We start from the raw sequence: 25,470 nt of genomic DNA, 5'->3' as shown, positions 1-25,470 counted from the left end.
CGTAGTAGGAAATGGAAATGTACGTATTATAAGGCTAAAAATATAGGAGGGAATAAAATGAAAACAAAATTCTTAAAAACAGCAGCAGCCGTGATGGCAATGGTAATGTGTCTTGGCATGACAGCGTTTGCCGCGCCGAGCCCGTCAGGTTCGGACTTTGTAGTCGGCGGTATCTCAAGGGCTGTGGATGCGGATGGAAATGACATCAGTGGTATGCTCGAAGTGACAGAGCTTCCTAATGAGTATGCGGATGTTGCAGCGCAGCTCCGCACAGCGGAGGGACTCCGGGCAGCTATGGGATCGGATTATAATGAGAACATGATGGTTGTGGACATTGTGGATGTGAAAATAGTGGGTGATGCGTCTCAGGTGAAGTTCCCTGTCACCATCACATTTCAGGTGAACGGCGTTACAGTCAGCACGAAAGGAATGATTCTTCACTACACAGGAAGCGAGTGGGAGAAGATTCCTACTACAATGGGCGAGGGTACAATGACGGGCACATTTTCCTCCCTTTCTCCGGTAGCTTTTGTGGTAGACAAGACTACCGTGACAGGAGGAACTGCTTCTCCAAAGACAAGTGCACAGTCAGCGGCAGCTGTTGCTCTTCTGGGACTTCTTGCGGTGACAGCGGCCTGTGGAATGAAGAAGAGATCTATGGAACGATAGAACGGAAAGATAAAAACTCTTCCATGGAGTAAGGCTCCTGGGAGAGTTTTTGTTCTGTAAGAGGGCACTTTGGGTTTTCCATACAACGACGGAAAGGACTGGAAACATGCATCTGACAGATATACACTGCCATCTCCTGCCGGGCGTGGATGATGGACCTGACACGATCAAAGGTGCAGGCAGGCTTCTGGATCTGATGAAGGAGGAGGGAGTGGAGAGGATCATAGTGACTCCCCATTTTCATCCGGAGATCTTCGAGACATCTATGGAGCGTATACAGCGGTTTCATGGAGGACTCCGGGAGATGGCCCGCAGGAGAAGAATCAGACTGTATCTCGGTTGTGAGTTCTACAGATGTCCGGAGATGATTCATCTTCTGGCTGAGGGGGGAAGGCCGTCCATGGCAGAGTCATCCTATGTACTTGTTGAGTTTGCGCCGGATGATGTGTATCAGACTGTCAGGAATTATATATATGAGCTGCGCTCCCAGGGATGGAAGCCGATCATTGCTCATGTGGAGCGATATGAGTGCTGCCACAGGGACAGCCGGAGAGTCAGAGAGCTGGCTGAGCTGGGAGCCTCTATTCAGGTAAACGCGTCTGCGGTCTTGGGCAAGAGGGGAGTTCGTACGAAGAGCTTCTGTAAAAATCTCATAGAAGCGGATCTGGTCAGCTTTATAGCTTCTGATGCCCATGACGAGAGAGGGCGAAGGCCAAATCTGGGAAAATGTGCCAGGTATGTGGCCAAAAAGTACGGACAGGATTATGCCCGGAAGATTTTTGAAGAAAATCCGGAGAAAATTTTGCGTGACAGGAGAAGAAAATGAGAAGAATAACCATTGAATTACCAGAATTTACATACGCTACACGGGAAGAGATAAAGACGCTGCGCACTAATGTACAGTTTTGCGGGGATGACAAGCAGGTCATTCTGTTTACAAGTGGTCTTCCCGGTGAGGGAAAGACCAGGAACGCTATCGCCCTTGCGGCCTCCTTCGCGGAGCTGAACAAGAACGTGCTCCTCATTGACGCGGACATGAGGAAATCTGTGATGGTATCCAGACTGCAGGTCAGCGGTGCGGATAAGGGGCTTTCCCATTTCCTGTCAGGTCAGTGTAATATAGCTGACGCGGTGGTGGCCACCAATGTTCCGAAGCTCCATCTGCTCCTGGCGGGTCCCCTTGTGCCGAATCCCACAGAGCTTCTTTCAAGCTCCAGATTTTCCGGGATGCTGGAAAGCTTTAGAAAGATTTACGACTATATTATCATAGATACACCTCCTCTTGGACTGGTGATTGACGCGGCCATTGTGGCCAGACAGAGCGACGGAGCGATTCTTATAGTGGAGTCCGCAAAGACAAAATACCGTATGGCTCAGGAGGTCAAGACCAAGCTGGAAGCGACAGGCTGTTCCATTCTGGGAGTGGTTCTGACAAAGGTGGATCGCAAAAAGCAGAGAGGATATTATACGAAATACTATGGGAAAAACTACGGCAAAAAAGGATACGGAGAGTACTATTCGGCAGAGTGATCCCGCAAGGGGAGTGTAAAAAATATGTAGATTAGATAGATATTAGATAGATAAAGGAAAGCAGCTGCGTGTACTGCTTTCCTTTTTTTGTTGCCTGAAAATCTATATTTATATAGAGATTAGGTCACCATAAAAATAAAACATAAATATTGAAAAAATTGGGACAAACGGCCAAAATATGGGATAATTGGTAATGGAAGAGGTAATTTCGCGAGTGTATAATATTTAGGAGAGGTAGAGCAACTTGAATATTGCAATATAGTTATACTGGGGGAATAACAGGGAACAATGGTTGGTATACCGATGATCCTAACTCCCCATTTTATGGAGTAGAGGACGATGAAGACATAGCACGAAGGGCCTTTTCGGATGGACATTTGAATTATTATTTTAATTCGTGGAATGCAGATCAAAGTCAAGCTGGGCAAGTAAAAAGAGCAACGTTTGCCCTAACGGCAGCACAGTTGGGATGTGCGACAATCATAGGAGGATAGTATTGTTTGGATGTATTCTCTATAATTAATATTCTATTGCAAATACAAGGAAAACAGAGAGGCAGTCAATGGGACAAGTTTAAAGAAAGTAGAAAAGAAAGTGAGTTTAGAATATATTTACTTTCAAAAGAGATAGTGTTTCATGGTCTTGAAGCATATGAAATAAAGATGGATTTAGGACAGATTATCCGTAAGAATAATGATGTCATGGTTATTGATAAAATATGGAAAACAGCGGCGATATTGCCTTTAGAGCATCAAGATAATTTGAATAGCTTTCTTTGTCAGTTTTTCTACACTCACGCTGTCCAGCGACATATCATCTACCTCCACAGTTCACTTATCGATCACCAGGGGAGAGGTCTCATGTTTCTTGGCCCCTCTGGCATCTGCAAGACCACCCAGGCGGAGCTGTGGAACAGATACCGGGATGCGCTGATCATCAATGGAGACGTGGTCTTTGTTCAGGAGACCGAGGAGACATTCCTCGGCTGGGGCACGCCCTGGCACGGCTCTTCTCCCTACTGTGAGAACACCAATGTTCCGGTAGAGGCGTTGATCGTCCTAAAGCAGGCTCCGGAGAATTCCATCCGGGAGCTGACCGGGTTTGAGAAGGTAACTGCGGTCTCTGAGAGCGTCTTTTACCCGCGCTGGCTGGAGGGCGGCATGGAGCTGTGCCTGGAGACGCTGGATCATCTTTTGTCAGCACTGCCCGTCTACGAACTCTCCTGCCGGCCGGATGAGGGGGCCGTGGAGCTGGTGGAGAGGACGGTGTTTGGCAGGGCGCTTTGAGCCTGGGTTATAATTTTTCGGAAAAATAAAATGGTGTTGGGATCCCAAATACGATGCCTGTGGATTGTTCTGTGCTGCGCACTTTCGCAATCCTACCCAATATTCGCATATCGCGGGATATACATCCCACTTTTATGCTCATATCGGGGCGGGGCCCAAGATCATTCACCCACTATGAGCAAGCTCATGTGGGCTCGGATATTTTGCCCCTGGCATCATATAATCTCGTTCCTGTGTTCAACGAAGATGCAGAATATAGGACCGGGTTTTTCCCATATGGAGAGGATGAGAGTACTTGTGGGTGGTATAAAGCATATCATTCAGAGAATTAAAGAGGGAAGGCTGCAGCAGCTTATGGGGGAGATCCTCTGGATGTATGTCTATGTGCGCCGCTACTGGCTCATGATCGGGATCTATATCCTGCTGGGGGCCTCAGGGTCGGTGCTGAGCCTTGGGACTTCCGTGGTCAGCAAGGATCTGGTGGATGCTATTACAGGGGTGAACTCCATGGAGATTATTCGGGTGGCCTGCACCTACGTGGGTGTGGGCGTGGGGCAGATCTTCATCAATGCGGTGAAGTCCAGGCTGTCCCTGAAGGTGCGGCTGAAGGTGACGAACGAGATCCGGGCGGATATCTATGAGCAGGTGCTCCAGACCAACTGGGAGTCCCTGGCAAGGTACCGGTCCGGCGACCTACTGTACCGGGTCAACGGGGACGCGGGCATGGTAGCCAACACCATCCTCACCTTCCTGCCCAATGTGGTGACAACGGTTATCAGCTTTGGAGGAGCCTTCATCATTGTCGTGCAGAACGATCCATGGATGGCTCTCATTGCCCTTCTGGGAGCCCCCATTTCCTTTCTCACCTCCAGGTATTCGGCGAGGAAGATGCGAGATTTTCAGCGGGAGAACCAGAATGTGGCCAGCGACCGGACGGTCTTTGACCAGGAGACCTTCCAGAACATGCAGTTCATCAAGGCCTTCGGCATGGTGGAGCGGGTGACGGAGAAATTTCACAAAATACAGGATGAGTTTGTCAGGATCGCCCTGGATCAGAATAAGTTTCAGCAGACTATGACCATTGCCACTTCCCTTGTGGGACAGGCAGTGGGGTACGCCTGCTACGGGTTTGCCGCCTTCCGGCTCTGGCAGGGGCAGATCAGCTACGGTACCATGACCATGTTCGTGTCCATGGCAGGCTCGCTGCGAGGATCTTTCAGCGGTATCCTGGGACTGCTCCCCATGGTCATCCGCTCCGGCATCAGCGCGGAGCGGATCATGGAGATCACCAGCCTTCCCAGAGACTCCATGGAGGATAAAGAGGAGGCGGAGGAGATCCGGCGGGAGAGCCGCCGGAAGGGCGTCTTTGTGGAGATGGAGGACGTGGATTTTGCCTATGAGGAGGAGAAATGGGTTTACCGGGACGCCCGTTTCCAGGCTCGCCCGGGAGAGATCGTGGCTCTCATCGGCCCCTCCGGCCAGGGAAAGACGACTACCCTGAACCTGCTTCTGGGACTTTATCACCCTCAGAGGGGTCAGGTGCGTGTGGGCAATCCGGGGGGCCGGATGCTGCGGGCGTCCTCCTCCACCCGGTGCCTGTTCAGTTACATTCCTCAGGGGAATACCCTGTTTACCGGCACCATTGCGGACAACATGCGGATGGTGAAGCCGGAGGCCACGGACGAGGAGATCCGGTCTGCCCTGGAGGCGGCCTGTGCCTGGGAGTTTGTGGAAAGGCTGGAGAAGGGCATGGACACAGAGGTGAGAGAGAGGGGAAACCGGTTCTCGGAGGGACAGAAGCAGAGGCTCTCCATTGCCAGGGCACTGCTGGCCGACGCGCCGGTGATGATCCTGGACGAGGCGACCAGCGCCCTGGACGTGGCCACAGAGCGGCGGGTACTGCGCAGGATCATCCGCAGAGAGCCCCACAGGACTGTCATCGTGGCGGCCCACCGGCCCAGCGTGTTTTCCATGTGCAGCCGAATCTACAAGGTGCAGGAGGGACATATGGCAGAGGTGACAGAGGAGGAAGTGGAGGAATTTCTCCAGGCCTTCTGATGGATACAGGAAATAGGGTACATACTGGTACGTGATTGCAGACAGATGATATAGGAGAGTGGCAAATGAGATATCTCAGACTGGCAGTGATCATCATTTTCATAGGCGCCCTGGGCGTGTACGGTGCGTCCCGGGTAAAGGAGTGGCGGGAGCGGGATCCCCATGTCCCAACCATCTCCAGCGACAGGAATGTGCTGGATGTGTCCTGCTCCGCTACGGAGGAGGAGCTGATGGAAGGGCTGACGGCTCAGGACGAGGAGGACGGGGATCTGACCAGCGGCATCATGATTGGCAGCAGATCCCATTTTACAGAGCCCGGCGTCTGTACCATAACCTACGTGGTGTTCGACTCTGCCAGCCAGTCCGCCACCTTTGAGCGGGAGACTCATTTTACAGACTACCGGCCGCCACAGTTTTCTTTAAGCGAGCCTCTCGTATTTACAGCGGAGAGCGGGGACAGCACAGGCATACACGTGGGGGCCTCGGACATGCTGGACGGGGATCTGAGCATTGATGTAAAGATCACGGACAGCACGGTCAACTACCAGACGCCGGGAGCCTACACAGTGACTGTGGAGGTGTCCAACAGCTACGGGGATGTGTCGTCAGCGGTTCTCCCTGTGCATGTGCTGGAGTCCTGGCAGAATGAGCTGGATATCCAGCTTACAGCAGGGATCGTGTACCTGAAGACAGGAGAGGGACTGGACGCGGGCTCCTACGTGGCGGGACTAACTGACGGGGAAGGCAATGCCCTGGATCCGGGGCTTGTGCAGGCCCAGCCGGCAGTGGATGCGTCCACTCCGGGAATCTATGAGGTGCAGTACATAGCGGCAGACAGTCAGGGACGGCAGGGCAATACGTGGCTGACCGTGATCGTGGAAGAATAGGAGGAAGCAGGATGGAAGAGACAAAAGAAATACGCCTGGACGAGATCAGCATCTGGTGTATCCTGCGGGATGTGGTGAGAAATGCCTGGGTCGTAGTCCTGGCCGTGGTGGCGGCCTATCTTGGCATCGCGGGAGTCCTGGGCCTTCTGTACGAGCCAGTGTACACGTCCAGCGCCACCCTTGCCGTCACAGCCCGGGGCAACAGCGGCGGAGCCTACTCCTCGCTGAATATCACCACCCAGATGGCGGATGTGTTTACCGAAGTGTTCCAGAGCGATGTACTGCGGGAGCAGATCGCCCTGGACATGGGACGGGACAGCGTGTCAGGAGAGATCACGGTCAGTGTGATCTCGGAGACGAACCTGGTGACTCTGCAGGTGACCTCCCTGACGCCCCAGGACGCCTATGAGATGATCCAGTCCGCTTTGCGGAACTATGAGGGCGTGTCCGACTACCTTTTTTCCAATGCCCGCCTGCAGATTGTGCAGAGCCCCCAGATCCCCTACGGCCCCTCCAATGTGCAGAATATCCGGCGCTATCAGCGGCTGGGCATGCTGGGGGCGGGAGCCCTGGTGGTGGCGTGTATTGCCCTTTTTAACATCATGCGCTTTACAGTGAAGACGAGAAAGAGCGCGGAGAGAAATCTGGACGGCCGCATCCTGGGAGAAATCCCCTTTGAGCAGAAGTATCACTCCTGGAAGGAGGCTCTGCACAGGAGCAAGCAGGCACTTCTCATTCAGTCGCCTGCTGTCAGCATGCAGTTCGCGGAGGCGCTGAGGCGTGCCTCGGCCAGGATCGAGCAGCACATGCGCCGAAGAGGGCAGAAGGTGCTGATCGTCACCAGCATCGGGGAAAATGAAGGGAAATCCTCTGTGGCGGCCAACCTTGCCATTGCCCTTGCGGAAAAGGGGCGGCGGGTGCTGCTGGTGGACGGGGATCTGAAAAAGCCGGCCCAGTACCGGGTATTTGACCAGCAGGACGCAAAATTGATCCAGCTCTCTGAGTGGCTGGAGAGTGGGAAGACCTTTAAGGGGCTTTTGCATTTTGAGAAGAAGTCCGGGATCTTCTGCATTTTCCAGAAGACCTCCGTGCGCGCCTCGGGCAGACTCCTGAAGTCGGACAAGATGAAGAGCCTCATGGAGGCCTGCAGGGAGCAGGTGGATTTTATCGTGATAGACACGCCTCCCCTGGCGGAGGTCAGCGACGGGGAGCTTCTCCTGGCCTACGGAGACTGTGCCCTTGTGGTGACCAGACAGGACTGGGTGGACGTGAGGATCCTGAACGACACGGCCGACACAGTGCGCCAGAGTCAGTCCGAATTTCTCGGCTTCCTGCTGAACGCATTTCACAGGGACAGGCTGTCCGCTTTGTCGAGATACGGTAACTACAGACATTACAGAGGATCGCAGGAGGTGCCGGATGGAAGATAAAAGACAGGAAGAGGAGATGGAAATAGATCTTCTGATGCTGGTGCAGGATGTGTGGAAGGGCGTGAAGAAATTCTGGTTCCTGGCTGTGCTGCTGGCGCTGGCCGGGGCGGCCTTCATGTATCTGCGCTCCTCCCGGGGCTATGTGCCTATATATCAGTCGGAAGCTACCTTCACAGTCATGACAAGCACCTCTGACGGGCAGGAGGGGAGTGCGGGGTACAATTTCTACTACGACACGACTACGGCGGGACAGCTTGGCACCACCTTTCCCTATATTCTTGGCAGCGAGCTGCTGACTGATGCCATCTGCGCGGACATGGGGACGGAGTATGTGAACGGGAGCATTTCCGCCAACGTCATCCAGAATTCCAACATGGTGACCATGGCGGTGGTGAGCGCCAGCCCGGAGGACGCCAGGGCAGTTCTGGAGTCGGCTATGAAGGTGTACCCGGATGTGGCCAGATTTGTGCTGGGAAATATCCAGTTCAACATTATTGATCCGCCTTCTCTGCCAAAGGAACCTTACAACATCCCCAGCTACACGAGGCAGACGGCGAAAGGGGCCTTGGCCGGGGTGGCGGCGGGCTGCCTGTTCATCCTGCTCTACGCCTTTTTCAAGAGGACTGTGCGGAAGACGGAGGAGCTGGACGCGGTGACCAGCCTGAAGTGCATCTCCAGTCTCCCGGAGGTGCGCCGGAGAGCCCGGCAAAGGGGGAAAAAGGAGATTTCCATTTTGGACGAGAGGGGGATGTCCGGATATCGGGAGGGGATCCGCTCCCTCTATATCCGTATTGCGCGGGAGATGGAGAAGAAGGAGGCAAAGGTTCTTCTCATCACAAGTACCACAGCCGGGGAGGGGAAGTCCACTGTGGCCAGAAATCTGGCCTATGCCATGGCTGAGACGGGCCAGAGGGTTCTTCTCCTGGACGGGGATCTGAGAAAGAAAAAGGACAGAAAGGAAGCTGTCGGCCAGGAGGACTATGGCCTGGGACATGTCCTGGAGGGGGTGTGCCGTACGAAGCAGGCTCTGAAAAAAGAGGAGGAGAGCGGCATTTACCACATGCCGGCAGGCGAGAGCCGTAAAAGGCCGGGCTCTCTCCTGGCTTCCGACACGATGGAAAAGCTGATGCGGGAGCTGAGAGGGTGCATGGACTATATTATCGTGGACGCTCCGCCCTGCGAGCTCTTTGAGGACGCCTTTGTGCTGGAGCGGTACGCGGATACGGCTGTCTTTGTGGTCCGCTATGACTATGTCCAGAGATACCGGGTGCTGGAGTGCGTCACCTCTCTGTCTGAGAGCGGCAGCAGCCTTCTTGGATATGTATTTTCCGGGGTGCCTGTCAGGGAGGCGGGATACGGGTACTATGGGTACTACGGCTACGGAAATTACGGCGGCTCTGTTCCTTCTGGCATTTTACAGAGGGCGGGTTCCCGAGGATAAGGCGGAGGTAAAGAGCCTTGGCAAGGCGGCCATCCTGCTGGAGCCGGAGGAGCTGCCGGATCTGATCGGTATCCTGCAGGAGGACGGGCGTCTGAGGGCAGGGGACGGGTTTGGCCTGGATATTACGGAAAATGTCACATGCAGAAGAACCTGGCTTTCAGGTGAAGATTATACTATACTGTTTAGAGTATCCAACGGGTACGGGGACACGGCGGAGGCGACGGTGAGCGCGGTCATATCCGGCGAGGTGGAGCACCCGGAGCTGGAGCTGTCGGCTATCTCTGTGGCCATCCCTGTGGGGGAGGCATTTGACCCGTACAGTTATATCCTGTCCGCCCGGGACAGCGACGGCACGGACCGGCAGGGCGATGTGCAGGTGGGAACGGTGCCGGATACCTCGGTGCCGGGCACCTATCAGGTGGCCTATACGCTGACCTCCTCTGACGGCATGGAGCAGGTCAAGAAATACCTGACTGTGGCCACGCCCCACTGCAGCCTGTCCCGGCTGCGGGAGGAGCCCGGACTTGCCCGGCGCATCCGGCAGATGACAAAAGAAATCAATGAGAGGCTGGAGGAGGACAGGATCTCCCTCCAGCTTCTTGCGGGCATGGAGATCATGGCGGAGGAGACACGTGTGGAGGAGCTGGCCGGAGCGCTCCGGGAGGAGAGCCTGCTGACACTGAACGGAACCCGCTATCCGCTGGTGGAATTTCCCTTCCGCTGCTCTCCGTCTCTTGTCTACCGGACGGTGGAGCACTTAAGGGAGAACGGGTTTGTGCCTGTGATCGCCCATCCGGAGCGGTACAGATGCGTTGTGCAGCACCCTCAGCATGTCTACGAGTGGTACCGCATGGGAGCGGTGATCCAGGTAAATAAGGGCAGCGTCCTTGGCAGGTTTGGGCGTTCCATCCAGCGGACGGCGGATCTTCTCCTGAGGCACCGGCTGGCGGCTGCAGTGGCCTCAGATGCCCACAGCCCGGGGATGCGCACCCCGGACATGACCTGGCTGCGGGAGCTGCTGGCAGAGCGCTACGGCGCCTATTGTCCCGGTTGCTTTTGGATGAGAACCCGGAGAGGATCGTGCGGAACCGGGAAGTGATATGGGAAGAGCCGATGGAGATTGAAGAGTAAAAGTGAACAATAAATGAACAATATTGTTGAAACACCGCCCGATTTGATGTATAATTTTTGTACCAGAAAGGGGCGGTGTTTTTGAAATTGAATCAGGGGGACACAGCTTACGATTTTTTAGCTGTATTGTGTTCCATGCTTCCCAAAGAACAGGAGCGGAAGTGTGCTATAAAATGGAAAACCGCAGGCTATAATAAAGTAGAAAAAGCGATAAAAGAATATCAAAAATACGTGGATATCATTCTAAAGTCATCGCTTGAGCAATATGCATTAGACGATCAGGCGGTCTGTCAGATCAACCAGTTCTTAGAACAGGCTGAGGAACCGGATGAGCAGATGATGAATGAAATTTATCTGCTGGCAGTCCGGATAGAGAAGCAGCTTTCGGCGTGTACAGAGCTGATATGCGAGGGGATGGTGACCAGACTGAAGCCGCTGAACAGAAATTACAGGGAGACCGGGATCAGTATTTACCCCTATTTTGCACCGGAATGGGACACTGGAAAGTCTGAGAGAAATCGGGAATATCTTCTGAATACGGAGTTTGCCAATCATATTATGATAAGGGCGGAGGATGAATCTCCTTTTGAAATTGCCATGCATTACTGGAATGATACAGGACTTCTGCGCAGAGCTGAACAAGGCTGGTCCTTGAAGATTGCCATTACTCCTGTACACGATTCCCTGACTTTGAAAACCAGGGAAGAAGAACTGGAAGAGGGAACAGTGCTCTGTGTAGAAGGGGTGGAGGATGAAGAAAAGGTGGAGGAACGGATTCAGCGCATTTTCGCCACTCTTTTCACAGGAGAATACAGCATCATTATTTTCCCGGAGGCAGTGGGGACGGCAAAGGTGGAGGAAAAAATAAAGGAGACCATGCGTTTCCATCCGGAATACTGTACTTTTGTGCTTCTGCCCACATACTGCGAAAATGGTGATAATATTCTGACAGTGCTGGGACCGGGAGGTCTGGAGGTACTCAGGACAAAAAAGGGAACCCCGTTTATTCTGCAGGAAGACACTGGTATATTAAAGAGAGAAAAGCTAAACTATACGAATGTATTGAACATCCTGGTGACGCGGGAGCTGGGAAATGTGGCTTTCCCTGTCTGCGCAGAACTGGTAGATCCTGCATGCTATGATGTTCTCTGCCGTGTCGGCAGGGCAGATACTATTTTATGCCCTTCCTATTCGCCGGGGATCGGTGCGTTTGAGAAGACTCTCATGAAGGGGATTGCGGCTATGATGATGGGAGTATGGGTAAATACCTGTTCTGCCAGATATGTATCCAGAAGCGGGAATGTCTCGGACGTAGTTGGTATGGTGCAGATCCCTGATGGAGGACCGGAGGGCGAGACGCTGCATAGGATCAGGCGGGAATGCAGCGGAAAGTGCCGGGAGAGCGGGTGTTTTTTTGAAATTGTCATTACATGCGAGGAAAAGACTTTCCGGGTGCAGAGCAAAATGTACGATGTGTACAGGATGGGAGGTGTATCATGAAAGAAAAGGAAAAGCGGAGAATTAATTTTTTTGTAGATGCCCCTAGCGATATCCACGTTAAAATGAAAAGTCTTTTGACGGAAGCGGTTGACCTGATGGTCGATGCGGATATAGAGAAGCTGGAAGAGCTTTATGTGGAAGTAAAAAGCAGTAAATATTCCGGCCAGGGCTATCTGGAGACGCTGTCTGACTATGATGGAGCAAAGGAGAAGTGCTTTGATGTAGGATACACATATGCACTGTTGGAAACAATGCGGTCATACGCTGGAAAGGCTGCGACAGACAAAGAAATCGAACGTATAAAGACAAAATATAAAAATAAAATTTTCAAATGTCTGGGAGAAAGAGGGACTGTATTTCACCGCGATCTTGCCATATATCTGGGGATATCCAACAGCGCTCTCAATGCGGTCATAAAGAGGATGAATGAGACTGGTGTAAAGACCGTAAATGTGGAAAAGGCAGGAAAATATACGCTGTACTCCCTGACGGCCCAGGCTTATCGATACGTGTACAAACATGGCATACTTACACAGGAAGAGGAAAGAGAGCCTCGTTTTAATACACTTATATACGTGAAAAGATTTGAAGACGAGAAAAAGAGAGAGCAGAGCAGTCTGTTCTGCGACGCGACGTTTGAAATGGGATCCGCCCTGGAACAGTTTTTCCAGATGAAAAGGCGGTGTGCAATGTACCATAACCTTTTGACTGAGTACAGGAAGACGCGTAATACAGAGGAGAAGATTACTGCGGAAAGAAAGGAACAGACAGCAGGAGTCTGGAGTCAGTTGGTCGTTTTTAAACAACCAGGGAATAGCAGGATTAAGGAGAGGAACAAGTATGAGAAGCAGTTTAGAATGTCTGCAGGAGTTTATTGACAAAAATGGCGAAGAGTGGCAGAAAAGGCTTTCCACATGTATGAAAAGCGATGAGGAGCTTTCCCCTGACGAAAGAGCATGCTTCCAGGATTTTGTGGAGGCATACAGAGAGGCGGTTATCGCGGGAAAAAGCGATGAGCTGGGAGCTGTAAAAAAGCGTATTGCCAATGATCTGCTTGCGGATGAGCTGAGGGAGTATATCGACCAATATCTGACAGGGTTCTATGCGGCCGAACCGCTCAGAACGCTGGAGGTAAAAGATTTTGACAGCGCGAAAAAGCTGGCGGATCTGATTTTTGAAGAGAAGATTGTGCGGTTTAATCCGGCGATATATGAGAAATATGCAGATTTTGGCTTTGACGCAGAGCAGACTTTTGCCAGTGTTGTCAACGTAGTAGCTTCTCTTGCAGAGTTTACCGTTGAAGGAAATCTTCAGAAAAAGGCTATAGAAGAAGCGGTTTATACGAACATACGTATAACCAGAAAACTAAGCAGCTATATTGCCGAGAAAACAGACCGGAATTTTGAACAGATTAGGGCCGGACTGATACTGCGAAGACTTTCCGAGAACAATTAGATTATAAGAGAGATGAATATCAGTAAGAGAACAATGATTTTTCTTGGCGACAGCATCACAGACGCTGATCACAATTTTTCTCCAAAAAGAGAGGGAGAGCCCAGTCTGGGCAACGGGTATGTCCGGCAGATTGCTGATCTCCTTGAGACAAAGATGCCCGGGAAAACAAACATCCGCAATGGAGGACATGACGGCTTTACCGTGCAGGGGCTTCTGCGGATGCTGGACTATGACTGCCTGAGCTACAAACCGGACGTGGTCAGCATTCTCATAGGGAGCAATGACGCGGCCGTGTGTATGAATACAGGGAGAACGCTGGAGGCGACCGGCTTTGCGGAAAATTACCGGTGCCTGCTGGGACGGATACAGGAGAAAACAGAGGCTCGTCTTGTCTGTATGGGCCCCTTTATCTTTCCACAGCCTTTGGAGTACAGCAGATGGATACCGATCATTCGGAAGATCGAGGAGACGGAGCAAAGGATCGCAGGGGAGCACCATGCCCTTTTCCTCCCTCTTCATGACCTGCTGAACCGGGAGGCACAGAGGGCTGGCTATGACGGGATCACACCGGACGGTATCCATCTGACCTGGGAGGGAGCGGGGGTGGTTGCCCGGACATGGATCAGAGAGGTGGACAGGGCAGGGATTTTTAGTTGAGAACCAAATATGAAAGAAGCGAAGGCACATCAGTATGCCTTCGCTTCTTCTCTTGTCATCCAGAAATGGATCCCAGTGGTGGAGTCCATCCACCGGTCCTCGTTAAAGTCCGGCACCTCCACCCACTGGCCCTTCCGGTAGACAAAGTTCTCATCCACAAGGGACCAGGCCTCGTCGTACTCCTCCTTGTAATCAAAGCTCTTGATGGAGAGCACCTTTGCCTTGCTGCACCGGCAGGAGTTCATGGTGGCGGAGGTGCGCTTGGCGTCAGCCGGGATGAGGAGCTGGACGAGTCGGTTGTTGAAGCACTTCTTGTAGCCAAGGAAGGCCCCCTTCTCCGGACAGTAGAGGCGGAAGAATTTTGTGTTCTCGTCAGAGATGATGCCGTCCAGGTTGGCGTGCTCCAGCACGGCGCTGAACAGATTGGCTCCGGAGATGTCTGCCCCGGACAGGTCGTCGTACCGCATGGCGGCGCCCTTTAAATTGGCCTGGCGGAAATTGGTGCCCCGGAAGCTGCAGTCGTCAAAGAGGGCGTTCTCCACGGCGCAGCTGTGCATGTCCGCATGGTCAAAGGAGATGTGGTGGAAGCTGGTCAGGGAGAAGTCCACCCAGGACAGATCCCAGCCCGACAGATCCGCGTCGGACAGCTCCATGTCCTGCAGGTTCAAAAGCTCTCCCTCTTTTCGCTCTTTTAATTTTTCTCTCAGAGTCTCTGTTGTCAGTGTGATCATGCGTTCTCACCTTCCTTCTCTTCCTCCTGGAAAAGCCTGGAATAATAGGATTTTGCGGTGTAGAGAGCGGCCACCGGGTTGTGTCCCAGCACCCGGTCCTTTGTCACCGCTGTGGTGGTCAGGGCTTCCGAATATTTGTAGAAGAGGCTGTCGTGGCCCACGCAGAGTCCTACCACCACATTCAGGTCTGTCCCGGCCTCATTCAAAAGCTTTGCCTGGAGGATGGGATTGCAGGCGGTCTTCCCCACGGCGTTGCACTTTTCGTCAATGCCAAGCTCCACCTTGGGCACAGCGCCCACCTTGCAGCAGACGCCGTACACCTGGAAGCCGTGCTTTCGGAAAATGGCGGCCAGGGTGCGGCTCTCGGACAGAAGGCCCACGCAGGTGGCGATGCCCAGCTTTTTGGCTCCGATCTTCCGGGCAAAATCCATGATCTCCTCCACCCGGGTGTACTGGCAGTAGTGCTCACACTCCACGTTGGCGGAGGCCAGGGTTACTTTGTGATTTTCTGCCTGGCCATAGCAGTCCAGCGCCTCCCCGAGTGTCTCCGGGTTCATGTGGGTGGTCACGCAGAAATCAGGATATGTTTTGTCCCCTGTCTGACAGTTCTTCACTGCGCAGTCAATGCAGGACAACTCTTTCTTCATAGTAGCTCACTCCTTTTTGCTCTGCATCTTTGAGCGGTGCTTTTCATTGCATGTCTCTGTATGCAGGATGCTTCTGTGTCTGTATGATCACAGTATAGCACATCCGGAGCATATCCGGGAGAGGTTGAGATTGCAGTTTTTGCCTGTATGCTATATAATTTTCACATAGCGTAAAATTAAGAGGATGATCTTCCCGGAAAAGGCTGCTGAGGCTCTTTTTCTGCGCGGGAAGAACAGGAGGATACAGGTGAACCAGGATTGGGAAAGATGGGGCCGGGACATCCGGGATATCGTGCAGGATGCAGTGGACTCCCAGGACTTTCAGAAGCTGAACGAAACAATTTCAAATACAGTCAACGAGGCTATTTTTAATCTGCGGGAAAATATCCGCCGCAGGCCGGGAGGCCCCGGCCCTGGCCCGGGAATGGGACCCGGCGATCCCGGCAGCTTTGGCGATCCGGGCGGCTTTGGCGGCCCCCAGGGCTCCTGGGAAGGTCAGGAATATCAGACTGGCCAGGGGAACGGAGCCTTTGAAGGCGGATCCATGGGACAGATGAGGCAAAGGCGGGCAAAGCCGCCGGTTCTGTTTGCAAGGAAGGGCGGCATCTCCCTGGCGGGGACGGCGCTGCTCACGGTGGGATTTCTCTTTACCTTTGCCTGCGTGTGCACAGTCATCGCCGGCGTGGCGGACGTCCTTGTGACCGGCTTTGGAGGGGCTGAGGCGGGGGCTTTCTTTGTGCTGGCCTGCCTGACCGCCGCCGGTGTCTGGATGTTTTGCAAGGGAAGGGGCATGAGAGGCCGGGCAAAACGGTTCCGCAGATATGTGGAGGCGCTGCAGGGCCGGGCCTACTGCAATATATCTGACATTGCCCAGCGGACCGGCGAGAAGCCCAAAAGGATCGTAAAGGATCTGCGTCGGATGATAGCGGACCGCTGGTTCCTCCAGGGACATCTGGACGAGCAGGGAGCCTGCCTCATGGTGACGGACGCGGCCTATGAGGAGTACAGAAGGATCCAGCAGCTGCGCCGGGAACAGCAGCAGGCGGAGGCGGAGCAGCCGGCCGGGCAGCAGTCCGGACAGGGCGGTGAGAACGCCGGGTATTCGCCGGAGGTACAGCGGGTTCTCGCAAAGGGAAGATGGTATGTGGATAAGATCCGAGAGTGCAATGATGCCATCCCCGGTGTGGAGATTTCCCGAAAGATCGACCGTATCGAGCTTCTGGTGCGGCGCATTTTCGACCGGGTGGAGGCGGATCCCGACGCGGTGGACGACATCAAAAAGCTGATGGAGTACTATCTGCCCACCACAGTCAAGCTGCTGGAGGCCTATGAGCAGCTGGACGCCCAGCCTGAGGCGGGGGAGAACATCCGCCAGGCAAAGGAAGAGATCGAGAAGACACTGGACACGTTGAACACAGCATTTGAAAAGCTTCTGGACAGCCTCTTTGAGGACGTGGCCTGGGATATCAGCTCAGATATCTCCGTGCTGGAGACTATGCTGGCCCAGGAGGGTCTGACAGAAGACGGATGGAAGAGAAAGGAATAGACTATGAGCGATGGATTTACAATGACCACAGGACAGGGAGAGATGCAGGGAAGCGCCCAGGGAAGCGCCCCGGATACGGCTCTTACGGAAGAGGAGAAAAAGATGGCGGCGGAGTATGCCCGGCAGATCGATCTGTACGACTCCGGGGCTGTGCTCCAGTACGGAGCCGGGGTGCAGAAGAAGATGGCGGATTTTTCCGAGAAGGCGCTGGAAAATGTGCGCACAAAGGATCTGGGAGAGATCGGGGACCTGCTGTCCGGCGTGGTGACAGAGCTGCGGGATTTTGACGAGGAGGAGACAAAGGGCTTCTTCGGCTTTTTCAAGAAGAGCGCCAACAAGGTGACGGCGCTGAAAGCCAAGTATGAGAAGGCGGAGGCCAATATTTCGAAGATATGCGAGACACTGGAGGGATACCAGAGACAGCTTTTGAAGGACGCGGCCATACTGGACAAGATGTATGACCAGAACCTGGAGTATTTCAAGGAGCTGTCCCTCTATATTGCGGCGGGGAAGAAGAAGCTGGAGGACACCAGAAATGTCCAGCTCCCGGATCTTGTGCAGAAGGCAAACAGCACCGGACTTCCGGAGGACATCCAGGCGGCTAAGGATCTGGAGGCCATGTGCGAACGGTTTGAGAAGAAGGTACATGACCTGGAGCTGACAAGGATGATCGCCATCCAGACAGCGCCCCAGATCCGACTTGTGCAGAACAACGACACCCAGATGGTGGAGAAGATCCAGTCCACCATTGTCAACACCGTACCTCTCTGGAAGAGTCAGATGGTGCTGGCCCTGGGAGTGGAGCATTCCGCCCAGGCGGCCCAGGCCCAGAGGGAAGTGACGGACATGACAAACGAGCTGCTGAAGAAGAATGCGGAGCGGCTGAAGATGGCCACCATAGAGTCCGCCCGGGAGTCGGAGCGTGGCATTGTGGATATGGAGACGCTGAAGACCACCAACGAGGCCCTCATCTCCACCCTGGACGAGGTGATGAAGATCCAGCAGGAGGGCCGCGAGAAGCGGCGCGCCGCGGAGGAGGAGATTGGCCGACTGGAGGGAGACCTGAAGGCCAAGCTTCTGGAGATCCGGAAGTAGGAAATACCCGGGCTGAAGTAAACGCAGAGAAATACAGAGGAATACAGAGACGGAAGGAGCCGGGGAGCGCGGAAAGCCCCCGGCTCTTCGCCTGTACTTTCGTGTTTTCAGGCTAATTGATCCGTTAATTTGACTTTTTCACTTTACAGGGGCAAACTTTCGCTTTATACTGGTGGGACAGGAAAAAAGAAGAAAGGAAACAGAAACATGGAATTTTTACATAAAGCGGGCAGCGCGGTGGTAAATCTCATTGAGGCTGTATACAGTCTGCTGTGGGGGGACATCGTCACTCTTCCCCTTCCCGGGGGCGGCACGCTGGGCCTTTCAATTCTGGTCCTCATCCTTGTGCCGGCGGGGATTTATTTCACCGTTCGGACGCGGTTCATGCCTTTCCGCATGTTCCCGGAGATGATCCGGGTGACAGTGGAAAAGAGAAATGTCTCTGAGGAGAAGGCTATATCGGGAGTCCAGGCCCTCATCGTCTCCACGGCCACCCGGGTGGGCATGGGCAACCTGGTAGGTGTGGTGGCGGCCATCTCCGCGGGAGGCGCGGGTGCTGTCTTCTGGATGTGGGCTATTGCGCTCCTGGGATCCTCCACGGCCTTCGCGGAGGCAACCCTGGCCCAGCTCTACAAAGAAAAAGATCCCCTCTACGGGGGATACAGGGGAGGCCCGGCCTACTACATACACAGCTTTTTTATCACGAGAAGGGGGAGTAAGAGAAAGAAATCCGTAGTGGCGGTACTCTTTGCCCTCTCCGGACTTCTGTGCTGGTGCGGCGTCAGCCAGGTGATCGGGAACTCCGTGTCCTCCGCCTTTGACAATGCCTTCGGCATTCCGCCCCTCTACTCCACCATTGTCCTTGTTATCCTGGCGGCTGTCATCGTGCTGCGCAAGCACGCCACCGTGAAGGTGCTGGACATCATGGTGCCGGTGATGGCAGGGCTGTACCTGGTGATCACAGTCTACATCATACTGACCAACCTGGGAGCTCTGCCGGGCGTGTTCCATCGGATCTTCGCGGAGGCCTTCGGCTTTCGCCAGGTGGCAGCGGGCGGCTTTGGAGCTGTCCTCATGAACGGCGTGAAGCGAGGCCTTTTCTCCAATGAGGCGGGCTCCGGCTCCGCTCCCTGCGCGGCGGCAGCGGCTGACATCAGCCATCCGGCCAAGGAGGGGCTTCTGCAGGCTCTGGGTGTGTTCATCGACACGCTGGTGATCTGCAGCTGCACGGCCATGATCATGCTCCTGACGCCGGAGGCCATGACCGCCGGGCTGGAGGGCATGGATCTTCTGCAGACAGCTATGAGCTATCACCTGGGCGAGTTCGGCGTGATCTTCACAGCGTTGATCCTGTGGCTGTTCAGCTTCTCCACCTTCATCGGCATCCTCTTCTACGCCAGGTCCAACATCGCCTATCTGTTCGGGGACAGCTGGACCTCCCAGACAGCCTACAAGATCCTGGCCCTTGTCATGCTCTTTGTGGGAGGACTGGCCGCCTACACCTTTGTGTGGGATATGGGGGACGTGGGAGTGGGCCTGATGACCATTTTCAACATGATCGCCCTCATCCCCATGGCAGGGGAGGCGGTCCGGTCACTGAAGGACTATGAGTCCTGCAAAAAGAACCTATAAGATGACTTCCATTCCTACCTTCTGCTCCTTCAGGCCGCAGGAACGGTAGAATTTCATGGCGCTCTCATTGCAGCTCCAGACGTTCAGGGTCACGTTGTAGCAGCCGTGCTCCCTGGCAAAGTCGAGGGCCGCATTGTAGAGCGTCTTTCCTATATGCTCTCCCCGCCGGGTCTCCTCCACGCAGAGGTCGTCAATGTAGAGCGTCTTGATATCGGTCATGATATTGTTGTCCTTGTATTGCTGGAAAATGCAGAAGGCGTAGCCCTGGAGACAGTCGTTGTCGTCCACGGCGGCCAGTATGGGGCGGTTTTCATCCTTTAAGATCTCCTTCAGCTCCTCATCCGTGTACTTGCTTTTTCCGTATTTAAAAAGGTCCGGCCGTCCCTTGTGGTGGACCATAGCCACCTGGGCCAGCAGGCTGTGGATCCTCTCTATGTCTTTTTCTTCTGCCATACGTACTCTCATGGTTCATCTCTCCTTTTGCGTGAATTTTCTTACAGATAAAAGTGTAACACATTCACGCGTGTTTGTGTACGGCAGTAATTTTATCTCACCGTGATCTGATATTTCTGATATTTCCTTTTCCCTGCAATGACAAGCAAGCTATCAAACTGCCAAGGCCCGCTTCTCCCGGGGGAATGCCGCCCGGGCATAGAAAAGAATACAGGAAAAGTATTAGACACTGGCAAGGAGACGGATTTACAATATAGGTATCGAGAGAAAAAGAAAGGAGTCCTGCAAAGATGGAACGCACAGATAGAACAGAAAAGAACAATGAGAAATGGTTTAAGGGAGCTGCCTTTGAGGGAGCTATGGACCCGGAATTTACCGATATTGCCAGAGGATTTCTCTGCGGGGATATACTGAGCCGCGGATGCCTCACAGACAGGCAGAGGGCCCTTGTCACGCTGACTGCCCTGACCACCTGCCAGACGCTGGACAATATGGCCGCCTACACGGAGGCTGCCCTGGGAGCCGGGGCCACTCCGGAGGAGCTCAAGGAGACACTCTACCAGTGCACGCCATATATCGGCATGGAGCGGGTGTGGGCTGCCCTGAAAGAGGTCAACAAGGCCTTTCAGGCAGCGGGCATAAAAGAGCCCTGCAGGAAGCAGGGGACGGTGACGGAGGAGACCCGCTTTGAGAAAGGGCTGGCTGTGCAGCAGGAAATCTTCGGCGCGGACAACATCAACAAGATGCGCGACGCCGCACCGGAGGAGCTGAAGCATATCCAGGACTATCTCTCCGCCTACTGCTTTGGCGATTTCTACACAAGGGGTACCCTGGATCTGAAAATGCGGGAGCTTATCACCTTCTGCGCCATCTGCTGCCTGGGCGGCTGTGAGCCCCAGGCCAAATCCCACGCAGGGGCCAACATCAGCGTGGGCAACACCCGGGAGATGCTCATTGATGCCGTGACCCAGTGCCTGCCCTTTATCGGCTTTCCACGCACGCTGAACGCCATTTCCTGCATCAACGAAGTGACCCGGTAAGCGGCCCGCAAAGCGCTCAGGCCAGGGTACGCCGGTTCAGGAGGAAGACCAGGACAGCCGCCGGAACGCAGAGGAGAAGAAACGGATAGAAGAGCCGCACATCCACGCTGCCGTAGAGGATCCCGCCCAGCATGGGGCCAAGGGTCATGCCCAGGTCCAGGCCGATATAGTAGGTGCTGTTGCCAAGGCCGGCGTGCTCCCGGCCCGCCATCACGATGGCCCGGGACTGGCAGACGGAGCTCATGATGCCGTAGCCTCCCGCCATCAGGACGGCCGCGGCGCACATGGGCAGATTGCTTCTCATCAGCGCCAGCAGGAGGATGGCCAGGAAGGCGCATATGGAGCTGCCGGTAAAGAAGACGGGAAAGCGCAGCCTGTCAAACAGGTTCCGCATGGTGAGCCGCAGGATCAGCAGGGCCGCCGCGTAGATGGGGAAGAACAGGCTGACAGTGACAGCCAGGCTCCGGGTCTCCGTGTACCGCACGATAAAGGACTGTGTGGCGCAGTAGGGGATGGCAAACAGCATAATAATGAGTGCGATGGGGAGTACCTTTGGCTCCACGATCCGCGGCGTTTTTCGGGAGTCTGTCTCTTTGTTCCCGCTTTTTCCGGCTTTGGAGGAGGCGGGGCGGGGGATAGGCTCCCCTTTATCTGCCACAAACTGGATCAAGATGAGGGAGAGGCCGGTGAAGATGGCGGCTATGACAAAGGAGACGCGGTAGCCAACCGTCTGGTAGAGGACCACGCCGATGGAGGGAGCCACAGCCATAGCCAGGGCGTTCATCATGCCGTAGATGCCCATGCCGGAGCCGATCCTGTCCGGGGGCAGGAGAAGGGAAAACCAGGTGGACATAGAGCTGGAGCAGAGGGCAAAGCCGATGCCGTTTACAATTCGGAAAAAGAGGACCATAAAGGGGCTGACAGAGAGCAGGTAGCCCACGGAGGCGGCGGTCATGAGCAGGAGACCTGCCATGGACAGGCGGTACTTGCTGATCCTGTCAATAAAGCTCCCCACGGCGGGGCGGCAGAACAGGGAGCAAAGGTTCATCATGCCGCCCACCATGCCCATAAAGGCCGCGCTGGCCCCCAGGCTTTCGGAGAAGCCGGTGATGAGGGGTGTCACCAGCATGGGGCTTGCGAAATAAAAAAAGCCGGATATTAAAAGAAGCAGAATGTTTTTGGACAGTATAGAATGTTTCATGGTTTTTTCCTCCTGGTATCAGACAATAAAAAGACTACTCCCCTGTGAAAGGATTTGTCAATAGGGCTTTGCCGGGGGCCCTTCTATATAATATGCAAAAAAGAGGCCTTCGATAAATCTTAAAAAAGTATAAAAAACCTCAAAAATATTGACGTTTTTATAGTTTTGGATTATATTATTAAAAACTTAACTATTAAGTTTTTTAAATATATAGATTTCAGACAGAGAGACAAAGAGGTGAACTTTGATATGAAATGTCAGTTTTGTAATACAAATGAAGCGGATAAAATCTTTTATACCAACTATATGGGCGCTCTGTACCAGATCCCTGTGTGCGAGGGCTGTCTGCAGAGGATGTGGCAGCAGGCTGTGGCCGCCGGACAGGCGGAGGCCTTCCGCAACTACGCGGGCTGGTGGCCCGGCAGGCCGGAGCCGAGAAGGCTGGGAGAGAGGGCTTTCCCGGATCAGGCGGAGGAGGATCTGAAGCGTAAGCGGCAGCTTGCGGTACTTAAAGTCCGTCTCCAGGAGGCGGCGAAGAAGGAGAACTACGAGGAGGCCGCCCGCCTGCGGGACGACATTGCCACCATGGAGAAGGAGGTGTGCTCTCATGAAGGTTAATCTGGAGGTGTACAGTCAGAGCGGACTGCAGATTTTTCAGAACGCGCTCAAATTCGCGGCCCGGATGGGGCACGGTTACCTGGGCAGTGAGCATCTTCTCTGGGCTCTCGCCAAAGAAGGAGGAAGATCTGCCCGCCTGCTGAAGCAGTACGGCCTGGATGACAAGCTGGTGGAGGAGTACATACGAAGATATGACGGGAGCGCCGCGGGTATCAAGGCCCGGGCTATCCAGATCTCCGGCGAGGCGGACGAGGTCCTGGGCCAGGCCCAGACCGCGGCAAAGGCCCGGGGTCACGAGAAGACGGGGCCGGAGGATATCCTGGCGGGCATCCTGTCCACAGGGGAGTGTGCGGCTGTGCAGCTTCTCTGGTCTCTGGGCGTCAATACGGAGGAGATGAAAAAGGAGCTCCCCGTTGGGGAAGAGGAGTACGCCGCCGAGGAGGAGACGGTCCACACCCAGGAGGAGGAAGAAGAGGGCGAGTCCTACCTGGAGAAGTACGGCTCGGACATGACCCGGAAAGCGGAAGAAGGACAGTTTGACCCGGTCATCGGCCGGGACGATGTGGTGGAGCGCCTGGTGCAGGTGCTCTCCCGCAGAACCAAGAACAATCCGGTTCTCATCGGGGATCCGGGAGTTGGGAAGACCGCCGTGGTGGAGGGGCTTGCCCAGCGCATTGCCAGCGGGCGTATCCCTCTCAACCTGAAGCACAAGAAAATTATTGCCGTGGACCTGGTGGGGATGATATCCGGCACCCGGTTCCGGGGCGATTTTGAGGAGAGGATGAAGGCCTTCCTGGGGGAGGCCCAGGAGGATGAGGACATTATCCTCTTTATCGACGAGCTTCACACCATCATGGGAGCCGGGGCAGGCACCAGCGAGGCCATGGACGCAGCCAACATCTTAAAGCCTGTCCTGGCCCGGGGCGACCTGCAGATTATTGGCGCCACCACGGGAAATGAGTACAGGCAGCATATAGAGAAGGACGCGGCCCTGGAGCGGCGGTTCCAGCCTGTCTCTGTGGAGGAGCCGGATATCGAGGACACGGTGGAGATACTGGAGGGGCTGAAGAAGCGGTACGAGGACTTCCACGGTCTCACCATCACGGACGAGGCGGTGCGGGCGGCGGCCCAGCTTTCCGCCAGGTACATCCAGGATCGCTTCCTCCCAGACAAGGCCATTGACCTGCTGGACGAGGCGGCCTCCCGTATCCGAACCAGGGGCATGACAGAGCCCCCGCAGCTCCAGGAGCTGGACGACCAGATCGCCGCTACCCAGAAGGAGAAGAAGGCGGCGGCCCAGGCCCAGGCCTACGAGCGGGCGGCGGTGCTCCGTGACAGGCAAAATGAGCTGGAGCGAACCCTGAAGGAACGGCAGGAGGCCTGGCAGAAATCCCAGAAAAAGGCGGTGGATGCCCAGGATATCGCGGCGGTTGTCTCCGCCTGGACGGGCATACCGGTGACCATGCTGACCATGGATGAGAAGGAGCGGCTCCGCTCCCTGGAGACCATCCTCCATCAGAGGGTGGTGGGACAGGACGAGGCAGTCAAGGCAGTGGCCCAGGCCATCCGGCGGGGACGCACAGGGGTGGCGGATCCCGGCAGACCCATGGGCTCCTTCCTGTTCCTGGGCCCCACCGGCGTGGGGAAGACGGAGCTGTGCCGTGCGCTGGCCCAGGCCATGTTCCAGGATGAGAACGCCATGATCCGCCTGGACATGTCTGAGTACATGGAGTCCTACACCGTCTCCAAGCTGATAGGGTCTCCGCCGGGCTATGTGGGCCACGACGAGGGAGGCCAGCTGACCGAGCAGGTGAGAAAGCACCCCTACAGCATTGTCCTCTTTGACGAGATCGAGAAGGCCCACCCGGATGTGTGGAACGCCCTCCTGCAGATACTGGACGACGGCCGTCTGACAGACTCCCAGGGGCGGACCGTGAGCTTTAAGAACACGGTCATCGTCCTCACCTCCAATGTAGGTGCGAGAGACATTCTCGGAAAGAAGTCCCTTGGCTTTGTGCAGTCTGATAAGGATGAAAGATCCCAGCGGGATGAGAACATCAGAAGCCGTGTCATGGAGGAGGTAAAGCGCACCTTCCAGCCGGAGTTCCTGAACCGTCTGGACGAGATCATCGTGTTCCACGAGCTGGAGGAGAAGGATGTGCGCCAGATTGCCGGCCACATGACAGAGCAGTTTGCAAGGAGACTGGAGGGACAGGGCGTTCACTTACAGATAACGGAGCAGGCTGTGGACGTTCTGGCACAGGTGGGCTTTGACCCGGTGTACGGGGCAAGGCCGCTGCGCCGGGCTATCCAGTCCGCCCTGCAGAACAAGGTGGCGGATAAGCTGCTTGAGGAGGATTTTGATACAGACGAGGTCATCGTTGTGGACGCCAAGGAAGGCGAGCTTTGCCTGACTGTCTCCAGGAAGGAGTAGGATCGGGAGAGGGAAACGGCCCTGGATTT

Annotated in this window: 23 protein-coding genes; 19 read left to right on the top strand and 4 right to left on the bottom strand. The window is 54.8% G+C overall.

All coding sequences use genetic code 11. The annotated features are described in order from the left end of the window. Positions 1 to 57: 57 nt before the first annotated feature. The 13 genes from H7U36_RS03415 (at position 58) to H7U36_RS03355 (ending at position 14,044) form a co-directional block, all read left to right on the top strand. On the top strand, positions 58 to 669 hold the full coding sequence (locus H7U36_RS03415) for a hypothetical protein (RefSeq protein WP_033126765.1): 612 nt from the start codon (positions 58 to 60) through the stop codon (positions 667 to 669). A 106-nt stretch (positions 670 to 775) separates the two neighbouring features. Then, positions 776 to 1,495, top strand: coding sequence for a CpsB/CapC family capsule biosynthesis tyrosine phosphatase (locus H7U36_RS03410; RefSeq protein WP_138304078.1), 720 nt, complete (start codon positions 776 to 778; stop codon positions 1,493 to 1,495). Further along, positions 1,492 to 2,199, top strand: coding sequence for a CpsD/CapB family tyrosine-protein kinase (locus H7U36_RS03405; RefSeq protein ID WP_033126763.1), 708 nt, complete (start codon positions 1,492 to 1,494; stop codon positions 2,197 to 2,199). The genes H7U36_RS03410 and H7U36_RS03405 overlap by 4 nt, the downstream gene beginning before the upstream one ends. A gap of 761 nt (positions 2,200 to 2,960) precedes the next feature. Next, positions 2,961 to 3,485, top strand: coding sequence for a hypothetical protein (locus H7U36_RS03400; protein ID WP_205155707.1), 525 nt, complete (start codon positions 2,961 to 2,963; stop codon positions 3,483 to 3,485). Between the two features lie 276 nt (positions 3,486 to 3,761). Next, positions 3,762 to 5,543 carry an ABC transporter ATP-binding protein gene (locus H7U36_RS03395; RefSeq protein WP_243426683.1) on the top strand — a complete coding sequence of 594 codons (1,782 nt, stop codon included), beginning with the start codon at positions 3,762 to 3,764 and terminating at the stop codon, positions 5,541 to 5,543. Positions 5,544 to 5,608: 65 nt separating this feature from the next. Then, a complete protein-coding gene (locus H7U36_RS03390) occupies positions 5,609 to 6,430 on the top strand; it encodes a DUF5011/hyalin repeat domain-containing protein (protein ID WP_205155705.1) in 822 nt (273 codons plus the stop codon). A gap of 11 nt (positions 6,431 to 6,441) precedes the next feature. Next, positions 6,442 to 7,860 (top strand): polysaccharide biosynthesis tyrosine autokinase, encoded by a 1,419-nt coding sequence (locus H7U36_RS03385; RefSeq protein ID WP_205155704.1) that lies wholly within the window; start codon positions 6,442 to 6,444, stop codon positions 7,858 to 7,860. Beyond that, positions 7,850 to 9,301 carry a tyrosine-protein kinase domain-containing protein gene (locus H7U36_RS03380; protein ID WP_138304066.1) on the top strand — a complete coding sequence of 484 codons (1,452 nt, stop codon included), beginning with the start codon at positions 7,850 to 7,852 and terminating at the stop codon, positions 9,299 to 9,301. The genes H7U36_RS03385 and H7U36_RS03380 overlap by 11 nt, the downstream gene beginning before the upstream one ends. Further along, a complete protein-coding gene (locus tag H7U36_RS03375; RefSeq protein ID WP_205155703.1) occupies positions 9,225 to 10,400 on the top strand; it encodes a CpsB/CapC family capsule biosynthesis tyrosine phosphatase in 1,176 nt (391 codons plus the stop codon). Before H7U36_RS03380 ends, H7U36_RS03375 begins: the two co-directional genes overlap by 77 nt. A 368-nt stretch (positions 10,401 to 10,768) precedes the next feature. Continuing rightward, a complete protein-coding gene (locus H7U36_RS03370) occupies positions 10,769 to 11,932 on the top strand; it encodes a hypothetical protein (RefSeq protein ID WP_147581206.1) in 1,164 nt (387 codons plus the stop codon). Continuing rightward, entirely contained in the window at positions 11,929 to 12,810 is an 882-nt protein-coding gene (locus tag H7U36_RS03365) for a hypothetical protein (protein ID WP_138304060.1), read from the top strand. Before H7U36_RS03370 ends, H7U36_RS03365 begins: the two co-directional genes overlap by 4 nt. Continuing rightward, on the top strand, positions 12,773 to 13,387 hold the full coding sequence (locus H7U36_RS03360) for a hypothetical protein (RefSeq protein WP_033126754.1): 615 nt from the start codon (positions 12,773 to 12,775) through the stop codon (positions 13,385 to 13,387). Before H7U36_RS03365 ends, H7U36_RS03360 begins: the two co-directional genes overlap by 38 nt. Before the next feature lie 33 nt (positions 13,388 to 13,420). Next, positions 13,421 to 14,044: a GDSL-type esterase/lipase family protein gene (locus H7U36_RS03355; RefSeq protein WP_205155701.1), complete on the top strand. Its 624-nt coding sequence runs from the start codon at positions 13,421 to 13,423 to the stop codon at positions 14,042 to 14,044. Between the two features lie 29 nt (positions 14,045 to 14,073). Here H7U36_RS03355 and H7U36_RS03350 read toward each other — a convergent pair whose 3' ends face one another. Together H7U36_RS03350 and H7U36_RS03345 are read right to left on the bottom strand one after the other, a co-directional pair. After that, positions 14,074 to 14,775 (bottom strand): pentapeptide repeat-containing protein, encoded by a 702-nt coding sequence (locus H7U36_RS03350; RefSeq protein ID WP_138304057.1) that lies wholly within the window; start codon positions 14,773 to 14,775, stop codon positions 14,074 to 14,076. Then, on the bottom strand, positions 14,772 to 15,422 hold the full coding sequence (locus H7U36_RS03345; protein WP_033126751.1) for a DUF1847 domain-containing protein: 651 nt from the start codon (positions 15,420 to 15,422) through the stop codon (positions 14,772 to 14,774). The genes H7U36_RS03350 and H7U36_RS03345 overlap by 4 nt, the downstream gene beginning before the upstream one ends. 247 nt (positions 15,423 to 15,669) lie before the next feature. On the opposite strand from H7U36_RS03345, the gene H7U36_RS03340 reads away from it, so the two are divergent. The 3 genes from H7U36_RS03340 (at position 15,670) to H7U36_RS03330 (ending at position 19,695) form a co-directional block, all read left to right on the top strand. Beyond that, positions 15,670 to 16,968, top strand: a complete 1,299-nt coding sequence (locus H7U36_RS03340) for a 5-bromo-4-chloroindolyl phosphate hydrolysis family protein (protein WP_243127242.1) — start codon at positions 15,670 to 15,672, stop codon at positions 16,966 to 16,968. Positions 16,969 to 16,989: 21 nt separating this feature from the next. Then, complete coding sequence (locus tag H7U36_RS03335) at positions 16,990 to 18,063, top strand: toxic anion resistance protein (protein ID WP_243127252.1); 1,074 nt, start codon at positions 16,990 to 16,992, stop codon at positions 18,061 to 18,063. Between the two features lie 207 nt (positions 18,064 to 18,270). Then, complete coding sequence (locus tag H7U36_RS03330) at positions 18,271 to 19,695, top strand: alanine/glycine:cation symporter family protein (RefSeq protein WP_138304053.1); 1,425 nt, start codon at positions 18,271 to 18,273, stop codon at positions 19,693 to 19,695. On the opposite strand, the gene H7U36_RS03325 is transcribed toward H7U36_RS03330, so the two are convergent. Then, positions 19,690 to 20,148 (bottom strand): GNAT family N-acetyltransferase, encoded by a 459-nt coding sequence (locus H7U36_RS03325; RefSeq protein ID WP_330637019.1) that lies wholly within the window; start codon positions 20,146 to 20,148, stop codon positions 19,690 to 19,692. The two genes, H7U36_RS03330 and H7U36_RS03325, sit on opposite strands and share 6 nt — an antisense overlap. A gap of 290 nt (positions 20,149 to 20,438) precedes the next feature. Between H7U36_RS03325 and H7U36_RS03320 the strand changes: the two genes are divergently transcribed. After that, positions 20,439 to 21,188, top strand: coding sequence for a carboxymuconolactone decarboxylase family protein (locus tag H7U36_RS03320; RefSeq protein WP_205155699.1), 750 nt, complete (start codon positions 20,439 to 20,441; stop codon positions 21,186 to 21,188). A gap of 16 nt (positions 21,189 to 21,204) precedes the next feature. Here H7U36_RS03320 and H7U36_RS03315 read toward each other — a convergent pair whose 3' ends face one another. Continuing rightward, a complete protein-coding gene (locus tag H7U36_RS03315; RefSeq protein ID WP_138304052.1) occupies positions 21,205 to 22,389 on the bottom strand; it encodes an MFS transporter in 1,185 nt (394 codons plus the stop codon). Positions 22,390 to 22,695: 306 nt separating this feature from the next. On the opposite strand from H7U36_RS03315, the gene H7U36_RS03310 reads away from it, so the two are divergent. Continuing rightward, on the top strand, positions 22,696 to 23,007 hold the full coding sequence (locus H7U36_RS03310) for a UvrB/UvrC motif-containing protein (RefSeq protein ID WP_243426677.1): 312 nt from the start codon (positions 22,696 to 22,698) through the stop codon (positions 23,005 to 23,007). Further along, positions 22,997 to 25,441 carry an ATP-dependent Clp protease ATP-binding subunit gene (locus tag H7U36_RS03305; RefSeq protein WP_205155698.1) on the top strand — a complete coding sequence of 815 codons (2,445 nt, stop codon included), beginning with the start codon at positions 22,997 to 22,999 and terminating at the stop codon, positions 25,439 to 25,441. The genes H7U36_RS03310 and H7U36_RS03305 overlap by 11 nt, the downstream gene beginning before the upstream one ends. Positions 25,442 to 25,470: the final 29 nt, after the last annotated feature.

It is taken from the genome of Faecalicatena fissicatena, from assembly GCF_016900595.1.
In the GTDB taxonomy this organism is placed as follows: Bacteria; Bacillota; Clostridia; order Lachnospirales; family Lachnospiraceae; genus Claveliimonas; species Claveliimonas intestinigallinarum.
The sequence above is the reverse complement of the archived record's forward strand: the minus strand, read 5'-3'. Positions and strand labels throughout refer to the sequence as shown.